The organism is Microcystis sp. BLCC-F209, from assembly GCF_041928595.1.
Classification (GTDB): Bacteria; Cyanobacteriota; Cyanobacteriia; order Cyanobacteriales; family Microcystaceae; genus Microcystis.
Genome location: NZ_JBHFLL010000121.1, coordinates 1 through 10,014 on the forward strand (window position 1 = coordinate 1; position 10,014 = coordinate 10,014).

At 44.4% G+C, this 10,014-nt stretch carries 7 protein-coding genes and 1 tRNA gene; 6 read left to right on the plus strand and 2 right to left on the minus strand.

Features of this window, described 5'->3' with window-relative positions:
* The first annotated feature begins 140 nt into the window (after positions 1-140).
* From ACE1AQ_RS07795 to malQ, 6 genes are all read left to right on the plus strand, one after another.
* Positions 141-1,430, plus strand: a complete 1,290-nt coding sequence (locus ACE1AQ_RS07795; protein WP_110545842.1) for a serine protease — start codon at positions 141-143, stop codon at positions 1,428-1,430.
* 134 nt (positions 1,431-1,564) lie between these two features.
* Entirely contained in the window at positions 1,565-4,114 is a 2,550-nt protein-coding gene (locus tag ACE1AQ_RS07800; protein WP_374808180.1) for an ATP-binding protein, read from the plus strand.
* Positions 4,115-4,568: 454 nt separating this feature from the next.
* On the plus strand, positions 4,569-5,306 hold the full coding sequence (locus ACE1AQ_RS07805) for an HAD family phosphatase (RefSeq protein WP_110545844.1): 738 nt from the start codon (positions 4,569-4,571) through the stop codon (positions 5,304-5,306).
* Positions 5,307-5,391: 85 nt separating this feature from the next.
* Positions 5,392-5,462: transfer RNA gene (locus ACE1AQ_RS07810), tRNA-Gly, on the plus strand.
* Positions 5,463-5,723: 261 nt separating this feature from the next.
* On the plus strand, positions 5,724-6,179 hold the full coding sequence (locus ACE1AQ_RS07815; protein WP_110545845.1) for a DUF29 domain-containing protein: 456 nt from the start codon (positions 5,724-5,726) through the stop codon (positions 6,177-6,179).
* A 253-nt stretch (positions 6,180-6,432) separates the two neighbouring features.
* The gene (malQ, locus tag ACE1AQ_RS07820) at positions 6,433-7,935 is read left to right on the plus strand and encodes a 4-alpha-glucanotransferase (RefSeq protein WP_110545846.1); all 1,503 of its coding nucleotides are present in this window, start codon (positions 6,433-6,435) and stop codon (positions 7,933-7,935) included.
* A gap of 269 nt (positions 7,936-8,204) precedes the next feature.
* Here malQ and ACE1AQ_RS07825 read toward each other — a convergent pair whose 3' ends face one another.
* Together ACE1AQ_RS07825 and argF are read right to left on the minus strand one after the other, a co-directional pair.
* The gene (locus ACE1AQ_RS07825) at positions 8,205-8,630 is read right to left on the minus strand and encodes a hypothetical protein (protein WP_039899639.1); all 426 of its coding nucleotides are present in this window, start codon (positions 8,628-8,630) and stop codon (positions 8,205-8,207) included.
* A gap of 133 nt (positions 8,631-8,763) precedes the next feature.
* Positions 8,764-9,690: an ornithine carbamoyltransferase gene (argF, locus tag ACE1AQ_RS07830; RefSeq protein ID WP_110545847.1), complete on the minus strand. Its 927-nt coding sequence runs from the start codon at positions 9,688-9,690 to the stop codon at positions 8,764-8,766.
* Positions 9,691-10,014 lie beyond the last annotated feature (324 nt).

Here is a 10,014-nt window from a genome sequence, read left to right on the forward strand (position 1 = left end):
AAATCCTTATCTGGCAAAAGATTTAACTGATTAGCTCGCTCTAGATCAAAAACAATTGACAAAAATCGTCCAATGTCTTTCTCTATAAGGGTTCCATCTCTTATAACCCCCGTCCATTACATAACACAAACCGAAGAACCATGCTTACCCCGGAATCTCTACCCCCGTACACTGTCAGGTTAAAGTTAATCTATGGGTCAGGAACAGGCTTTTTTGTGGGACAAGGGTTAATTTTGACCTGTCTTCATGTGGTGAAAGATGCGCGGGATAATCGCGAGACTATCGAGATAATTTGGCAAGGTCAAATTTCTATGGCTAAAATTATCCACTTACCGAATCTAGATGGGATCGATCTGGCTCTTTTACAATTAAACTCGTCTTTAGATCACAAATATGTCGATTTTGATCACGATTTACAATTAACAGATAAATTATACACTTTTGGCTATACCAACGATTATCCGAACGTTGATCCTAGTGACTTTGAGTATATAGGTTTAACGGGGGATGAAAACCCCTTAATCAAGTTTAAATTAGGGCAAGTACAACCCGGTTTTAGTGGTTCACCTCTGTTAAATTTACGCACGGGGAAAGTGTGCGGAGTGGTGAATAAAACCAGAGATGAGTACAGTGATTTAGGAGGAAGAGCGATTTCAGTTCAGACTATTTTTAAATATTTTCCGCAATTACAACCCCAAAAAAATGCCCATAATCCTTTTAAACCCACTTCCGGAGGTATTAAAGAAATTCAGCAGATTTTTGGCCGAGAACAAGAAATTAAAGATATTTTTGAGGTTTTAAATTCCGGCAGTAGTGCTGCTATTATCGGGGAAAGGGGAACGGGAAAAACCACCCTGCTTTGGGGAATTTACCATCAAGCAAGGGAGTATTTGCATCGACAACCCTTGTATTTAAACTTAGAAGGATTAGCAGGAGATAAGGATTTTTATTATGAATTATGTAATCAGATTGGTATAGCTGCGAATTACGATAAACCGCTCAAAGGAACTAGATTAACTAGGGAATTAGAAAAACATAAAATCCTGTTATTATTGGATGTGGTAGATAATATGACTCAAAAATATTTCAGCTATCAGCTTAGAAGTCAATTAAGAGAGTTAGCCAATCGTCCCGATCCACCTTTAAGATTAGTAGTAGCGGCTAATCGTCCCCTTGATGTTTTATTTCCTGATAACAAAAGACGTGACTCACCTTTCGAGGGAATTTGTCAACAATTTCCGATTAAATTATGGGATGAAGCTAAAATTAAAGAGTTTATTAGTCATCGTCTAAGTCAAACTGGAGTGACTTTTACTGAGGAGGAAATAAGTTCTCTTGTTAGGCAAAGTCAAGGAAAGCCGCGAGAGGTGATGCAAAATTGTTTTAAACTTTATCAAACCAAAGTCAATAACTCAGCATCCCGAACTTAGGTTATAACTAAACAATAAGTTGATTTAATTTTGGGTTTGATCCCCCCTGTCCCCCTTGATAAGGGGGGTGTCTGACAGTTAACACCTAACTACTTAATAAACCATCACCGGGTAAATAGCTAGAGATAGAAATTATGAAGGAAAGCACCGTCCCCAGAATTAATCTCGCCCCTAAACTCAAACGCGATTTATCTTTATGGAATCCCTTTGATTATCTTTTGCTGTTGTACTGGGTGTTTTATTTTCCCCAAGCAGTGCGCTGGTATGTGGAAACGAGAGGCGGCGGCGATAAATTAAAAGAACAGAAAACATGGCGCGATAAAATACAATTTCTCCGCGACCATCCCGTACAATTGCGTCTAGGGATTCAGGGTCTTCTCTTAACTGTAATTACCCCTCTCATTATCTGTAGCATAGCGGCAAATTTAGGACTTTCTGTTAATTGGGTGGGCGTGGTGTACGGCGTGGTGTTGGGCGTGGTGTTGGGCGTGGTGTACGGCGTGGTGTTGGGCGTGGTGTTGGGCGTGGTGTCCGGCGTGGGGTTGGGCGTGGTGTCCGGCGTGGTGTCCGGCGTGGTGTCCGGCGTGGTGTTGGGCGTGGTGTTGGGCGTGGTGTCCGGCGTGGGGTTGGGCGTGGTGTCCGGCGTGGTGTCCGGCGTGGTGTTCGGCGTGGTGTCCGTCGTGGGGTGGGGCGTGGTGTTCGGCGTGGTGTTCGGCGGGGTGTCCGGCGTGGGGTTTATATTCGCCTTTTTCCGTCTTGATAATTGGCTAATCGGGCTTTTGGCTGGTCCCCAAGGGCGACTTTTTCCCCGTATTACCCTTCTACCGCTGCCGGGGTTAACCTCGACTCTACAACAATGGTTACAGCAAGACTGGGAAACGGCTATTAATAACCTCAATCAATACTTTCGGTACAGCTGCCAGTTTATTCCTGTCCTTGTCGCCGTTAATCGCGTTTTATCGCAATTCCCAGAGGCAGAAATTATCTATCGCGTCTCCCGTCTGGCAGAAAATCCCTCCGATTGGCAATTGTTAAAATATGCGTCGGCGAAACTGTTTTCTTGGTCTGACAGCCAAATCCGTCTAGATACTCCTGCTCGCGCCGCCGCCGCTGGTTTTTGGTATCTTCACCAACGGGACACCGAAAAAGCCGAAAAAGCCTTTGCTGTGGTACGTTCCCTCGCCTACGGGGAAGAAATGTATAGCCTCGCCCAAACTTTACACCGATTTAGTCTGGCAGCAACTCCCGATGGTATCGCTTCCCTGAAAGTTGCCCCCATTGCCCCAGAACCTTCATTACGTCCGCAAACTTGGCAAGCTATCAGCAGTTTAAATCTAGTTATCACAGAAATAGCTTTAGTCCAGAGAAGTTACTCCCAACAGACCAGATCCCTCGCTCTTAATCGGATTATCGGGGAATTAAAGGATATAAACGACCAACAGGCGGCTAATTTACCCCAAGCAGAAAAAGAATTAATCCTTTCTATTGCCGAAAAATGGGCAGAAATTAGCGCATCCATCGCGGGAACGGTGGGAACGGTAACTATTACCCAACCGATTCCTAATCCCTACATTATCGGTGATCCAGTGATCGGTAAACGCTTTGTTGGTCGTGAGGATATCCTGCGGGAACTTCAGTCAATGTGGTCGGGAGATAACCTATCCTCCGTGGTTCTCTATGGTCATCGTCGCATGGGTAAAACTTCGATTCTACGCAATCTGGAGGCCTATCTCCCACCAAATGTCTCGGTTATCTACATTAATTTACAGCGCGTGGCCACAGTAACCAGCCTAGCCGAAGTTCTCCTGACTATGGCTGAGGAAATCGCCCAAACTTTGGCAATTGATGCCCCAGAAGAGGAAAAAATCTCCCAACATCCAGAAATGTATTTTAATCGTTATTTAGACCGTCTGATGCGCCAGATTCTGCCGAAAAAAGCTAAAACCGGTTTAATTATTGCCCTCGATGAGTTCGAGATAATTGAGGATTTAATCGAAGCGAATACCCTCCCCCCGAATTTCCTCGGCTATCTGCGTTCCCTTGTCCAGAGTAGTCCGCGTCTAGCTTTTGTTTTTGCCGGATTACATACCCTAGAGGAGATGACTGCCGATTATTTTCATCCTTTTTTTGGCAGTGTTTACCCGATTCCAGTTAGTTTCCTCTCTCCTGAGTCCACTCGCGTTATCCTCGCTAATCCCGTTGGGGAAGACGAGGATTTTCCCCTAGACTATACCCCATCCGCTTTGGACAAAATTTATCAACTTACCCACGGTCAACCCTATCTAGTACAACTGATCGGCTTTCATCTGGTACGTTTTTATAATAAACAGGTCTTTGAGTTGCAACGTCCCCAAGATATTCGTTTTCAGGTGGAAGATGTGGAAAAAGCCATCGATGCTGAGTTTTTCCAAAGGGGGAATTATTATTTTACGGGTGTCTGGAAACAGGCTAAACAAGAGCCGGCCGGACAACAGGAGATTTTAATAGTTCTTTCTCCCCATCTGCAAGGATTAACCCGGGGAGATTTACTGTCCAGCACCGGACTAACTGCCACAACTCTCGACCGGGCCCTAAAAACCCTTGAAAATCATCATGTCATCGAATGCCAAGACTCTCGTTATCGGATTGCTGTGGAATTATTCCGTCGTTGGGTATCGGAAACGAAACAAGAAACAATGACCTAAATTCTTTTGTTATATTTTTGGCTAATATCTCAACCCAGAATGGGGCTTGCTTAATAAATGTGAAATGTAGGCAAGGTAAGGGTTTTGGTGGCTTGTCTTGCGAAACAGGTGCAAGGAGAGAATCGTGCTTCAAAACCTTGCGTCTTCATCGGCCCGCGTCCTGTAGGGGCGAAGCATTCGGGCAATAACCTATCACTGAAACCGTAGATTTTCTATCCGAATGCTTCGCCCGTACCTTTTCAGCAAACCCAAAATAGGGGGGTTACAGGGCAGCACGGATTCCCACTATAACAAAATAATAGAACAAATCTGGGAATTTGTCAAGGCCTTGGCAATTTTCCGGTTAAAATTGTTTGTTGAGATGGGGTCAGGGACAAGACCCGCCCGGCCCTAACGAAAAACTTTAGTATAATCAAGAACACTGAGTATTTATTAGCTTTTCTGTCTAAGATTGATGTTAAAGGCTGTTCTGTTCGATTTTAATGGGGTGATCATCAATGATGAACCGATCCATCAAGAGTTAATCAATGAAATCTTGCTCGGGGAAAATTTACTGCCCCTAGGGTCGGAATTTGCGGAGTTATGTCTGGGAAGAAGCGATCGCGTCTGTTTGCGTAATGTTCTCACCCGTCGCGGTCGTCAAGTGACCGAGGAGTATCTGACCAAGTTAATTAACAAAAAAACCACTTTATACCGAGAAAGATTAGGAAAATTAGAGAAACTTCCTATTTATGAAGAGATATACTCTTTTTTAAAACGGGTTAAGGCCAGGGATCTACAAATCGGTTTGGTGACGGGAGCAATACGCTCGGAAGTAGAATCGATCTTGCAACAGACGGGCCTTGGGGATTATTTTAGTGTCATTGTCACCGGGGATGAGATCAGCACCAGTAAACCTCAACCGGATGGTTATTTACTGGCCGTAGAAAGATTCAATCGTTGGAATTTTAATCTACAGTTGCAACCCTGGGAATGTCTGGTGATTGAAGATACTTTTGCTGGTTGCGAAGCGGCAAAAAGAGCGGGAATGCAGGTGGTGGGAATCGCTCATACCTACCCCTTCCATTTTATGCAGAGAGTGTCCAACTGGGCGATCGATAATTTCTCCCAACTAGACCTCGATCGCGTGGAAGCAACTTTTAGCCAAATCGGGGATAAAAAGGAGCGATCGGGATTTTTAGGCAATTTATAACCATCTAGGGGCGATTAACAAGCTGAAAATCCCTACTTGTAAAAATCGGCAATTCGTGTTATGCTAACGAAAGTGCTAAGAAAATGCGGGTGTAGTTTAGTGGTAAAACCCTAGCCTTCCAAGCTAATGATAGGGGTTCGATTCCCCTCACCCGCTTAAGTTGTTGTGCAGTCACACATTATCTGTCGTCTGATGGATAAGGGTTTTTGGCTATTGTAGTAGATATGTATGGGAGAAGTTCAGTGAGTAACGCACAGAAAACGGGTTTCTCGGAGAAACCCGTTTTCTACTCATGCAAAAGGCAAAACGGAGTTTGGTTCTCACAAGATATCTATAATCTTAGAGGAGTTGGAAGTATTGGAAAAATTTTGAGCCGGTTCGGCTAGGATAGTGAAAGAATACCGAGAGGACGTGAGCATGACACCAACAACCACGAAAACGCTCTACGATACCGATTTCGCTCTCTGGATCGACGAAACAGTAGATCGATTAAAAGCCGGAGATTTCGCTGCGATCGATCTGGACAATTTAATCGAGGAGGTGGAATCCTTGGGAATTAGTCAGCGTAAATCGGTTCATAGTTTTCTGGTTCGTTTACTGGAGCATCTCTTAAAACGGTGTTATGTCGCTCTCCCGGATTGTTATCGGGGATGGGAGATCGAGATCCGGAATTTTCGCAACGAGTTAAAAAAAGAGTTTAAATACTCACCGAGTTTAAAAAGCTTTCTAGTCGAGATCTTTGGGGAATCCTACGGGGAAGCGTTGGAGTCGGTGCGCGAGGATTATCCTGATACCAGTTTTCCTGATGTTTGTCCTTTTGCGAAGGATGTGGATACTCTGTTAACTGAAAAGTTTTGGCAAGAGAGAAAATAACTATACTGAAAAACCTAATCACTGGATCAGACTTACCGAACCACTCGCGAAGACAAAAAAATCTCAATGGATAAAACCCCACACCCTAACCCCACCAACAAACTTTTTCAGCAGACCCTACATTATAGGTCTAATAAAGTTGTTAAGTATTGCCGTTATCGATCGAGATCGGGTTAGCTTGGAGATAGCAGTGAGCATTCAGCTTTAAACACTTAAGAACTGCTAACCGAATCACTGATAAGGGGGTTTTTTCATGGCTTTTAGCCGTTCTAGCGGTATTTTGCTTCATCCCACCAGTCACCCCGGCCGTTACGGGATTGGAGAACTAGGTAGGGAAGCCTATCAATTTATCGATTTTTTGGCTCAAAGTGGTCAAAAACTCTGGCAAATTCTCCCTTTAGGCCCCACAGGGTACGGTAACTCTCCCTACATGAGTTTTAGTGCCATTGCCGGCAATCATCTCCTGATTAGTCTCGATCTTCTTCGAGAAAAAAACCTGCTTAGTGAGGCAGATTTCGAGGATATTCCCGATTTTCCCCTCGATCAAGTGGATTTTGAGCGATTGATCGCTTGGAAAATTCCCCTACTTAGAAAGGCGGCGAGCAATTTTGTCAAGGGTTCTGACACAATTCTTTACAAACAGTTTGCCGGCTTTTGTGCTGGTAATGCTGATTGGTTAGAGGATTACGCCCTATTTATGGCTTTATCCCACGCTTACCAGGGTAAAGCATGGATGGAATGGCCGACAGAAATTCGCGAACGTCATTGGGGTGCGTTGGAAACACCGAAACAGGAGTTACAAGAGGAGATTTTTCTGCACAAATTCCTGCAATTTGAGTTTTTTGAGCAGTGGTTAGCCCTAAAACGCTATGCTAACTCCCTCGGTATCGAGATTATCGGTGATATCCCCATTTATGTCTCCCATAATAGTGCCGATGTTTGGGCAAATCCGCAGGTTTTCCGACTGGATCCGCAAACCGGTAATCCCTTGGAAGTGGCGGGGGTTCCCCCGGATTATTTCTCAGAAACGGGGCAATTATGGGGAAATCCTCTTTATAACTGGGATTATCTCAAAAATACGGGCTTTGACTGGTGGGTACGCCGTTTAAAAGCGGTTCTTTCCCTAGTCGATATCATCCGTATCGATCATTTTCGCGGATTAGAGGCCTATTGGGCGGTGGCTTTCGGCCAGGAAAATGCTATTAATGGTCATTGGCTCAAGGCCCCGGGTTATGATCTCTTTAATACTATTGGCGCTCGTTTAGGTAAATTGCCGATTATTGCCGAAGATTTGGGCGATATTGACCAAGCAGTTCTAGATTTTCGCGATCACTTTGCCTTCCCGGGGATGAAGATTCTCCACTTTGCTTTTGGGGGTGATGCGGGTAATCCCTATCTTCCTTTCAACGTCGAACGCAACTGTGTGATTTATACCGGCACTCACGATAATAATACTACTGTGGGCTGGTTTCAGGATAACGCCAATGACTACGAAAAAGCGCGACTTTATCAATATCTTGGCGCTCCCAGTGGTCAGGGAGTGGCTTGGGATCTGATTCGACTGGCCTATAGTTCCGTGGCTAATCAGGCGATCGTACCGTTACAGGATGTGTTAAGTTTAGGATCCGATGCGCGTATGAATACCCCCAGTGTCCCAGAAGGGAATTGGTCATGGCGCTATCGTCAGGAAGCTTTAACCGGAGAATATAGTGAGAGATTGCGGGATTTGGTCAATTTTTTTGGCAGAAATCGTTAAATAGGGTTTGCTGAAAAAGCTTTTCCTGGGGGCAGGGTGTGGGGTGTGGGGTGTGGGGTTTGGGGTTTTAACGATTTTGAGGTAGTCAATTACCTAATTTTCAGGGAAAAAGTACCTGAATTTTCCCCCCGATCCCCGCAACGGCTGGCACTTTTTGAGGAAAAAAAAGTCTAAAAGTCTTATCCAACAAGGTTTTTAGATTTATTCAGCAGACCCTAAATCTCAATCCTTTTTTCGAGACGTTACCCCTAACGTCTCTTTTGATCCGGTTAATGTGAGGGAGAATTTTTTAGCAATCTTTGCCGGATGCGATCGAGATTTTCTCGACTATTGACGGGTAAATGGGGTAGGGGTAATTCTAAATTGGGCCAATTACTCAAATCATGGCAGGGACAGGATAAACCCGATTGGCCCAGCACTTCAATTGGTACAGGTATAGTACAACGAGCGCAGGGGTGAAATTCCCATTGAGGGGAAAGTAAGTCTTGGATGGTTTGTTGAGTACCTTCTAGGTAACAATCGCCACTTTGAGGATCAAGCATTTTTTGCCAACAATCCTCAAACTCCGACGAATAGCGATCAGCATTGAAAATTGGCAGCGGAAATAGCATAGCTTGGTTTTTGGGACAAATAACTTTTTTTCCCAATTGAAACCAATGGGCGAGATATTTTTTAACTGCGGAGGTGTCTGACATATAGTTAGGTGTGGAGGCTGCCCTGATTATTGCTCTTACCATCAATCCTAGCGTTAACTTCTGGTGTCGGACAGGTCTTAGGATGATTGATTATGTAGTTTAATAATTATTTTAGGTAACTGAGCATCTGGAGCTAGATTAATCCCAATAAACTCACCATTAAAGCTTTTTGGGCGTGCATCCGATTTTCCGCTTGTTCCCAGACTTTTGATTGTACACCCTCGATCGCCCCGTCGGTAATTTCTTCACCCCGGTGAGCAGGTAAACAATGGAGAATAATCGCGTCTTTGTCAGCGTGACTCATTAGCTGTTCATTGACTTGGTAGGGCTGAAAAACGGGAATTCGGGCATCAGCGAGGCTTTCCTGTCCCATACTCGCCCAGACATCAGTATAAACCACCTGAGAGTCTTTTACTGCCGTAACGGGATCGTCGGTAATTAAGATTTTACTACCGGTTTTCTCGCCAATAGCCTGGGCGCTGGCGACAATTTCCCCATCGGGTTGATAGTTTGCGGGGGAGGCAACCCGCACATTTAACCCCATCAAAGCGCCACCTAGGAGGAGAGAATTAGCGACATTATTACCATCCCCCACATAGGTGAGGTTAATTCCCCGTAAAGTCTGAAAAGTCTCTTGGATAGTCTGTAAATCGGCTAATATCTGGCAGGGATGTTCTAAATCCGTTAAAGCGTTGATAATCGGGATGTGCGAGTAATTGGCAAAAGCTTCTAAATCCTCTTGTTTAAAGGTGCGAACTGCGAGAATATCGAGATAGCGATCGAGTACCCGGGCTGTATCGGCTAAGGGTTCCCCGCGCCCCACTTGGGTTACACTGGGATTAAGATCGATCACCTGTCCCCCTAACTGGTACATGGCGACGGTAAAGGAAACCCGGGTCCGAGTGGAAGCTTTATAAAATAGCAATCCTAAGACTTTTTTACAGCTGGGGTTAAGAGTGCCAGCTTTAAGCTGTGCCGATAGATTGAGTAGGGCGCTGATTTCTTCGCTACTCATGTCGGTTATTCTTAAAACATCTCGTCCTTTTAAAGTGGCTACCATTGGTTTTTCTCTCGATAAACAGGGGTCTTGATTGGGCTTTATGGCAGTTAGCGATTAGCAAAAATCTTGAGCAAAGACCTTATTATAATCCAGTTTTTTCGTTATTAGGCAATTTTTCCCGAAAATTTTCATTGTGGGGGATGTTAGTCCAGCTAACACCCCCACTTTTTCTGTTAAATTAGGTATACTTTGCACGGCTACAACTTGCATTTTTTACTCAAGGACAATAATATAGTTTAAGAGTCATAATTAGAAGCAAAGCACTCATTAAAAACATGATTAACCTAGAATTCACGGAAGAAGAAAAGAACTCACTGTATTATG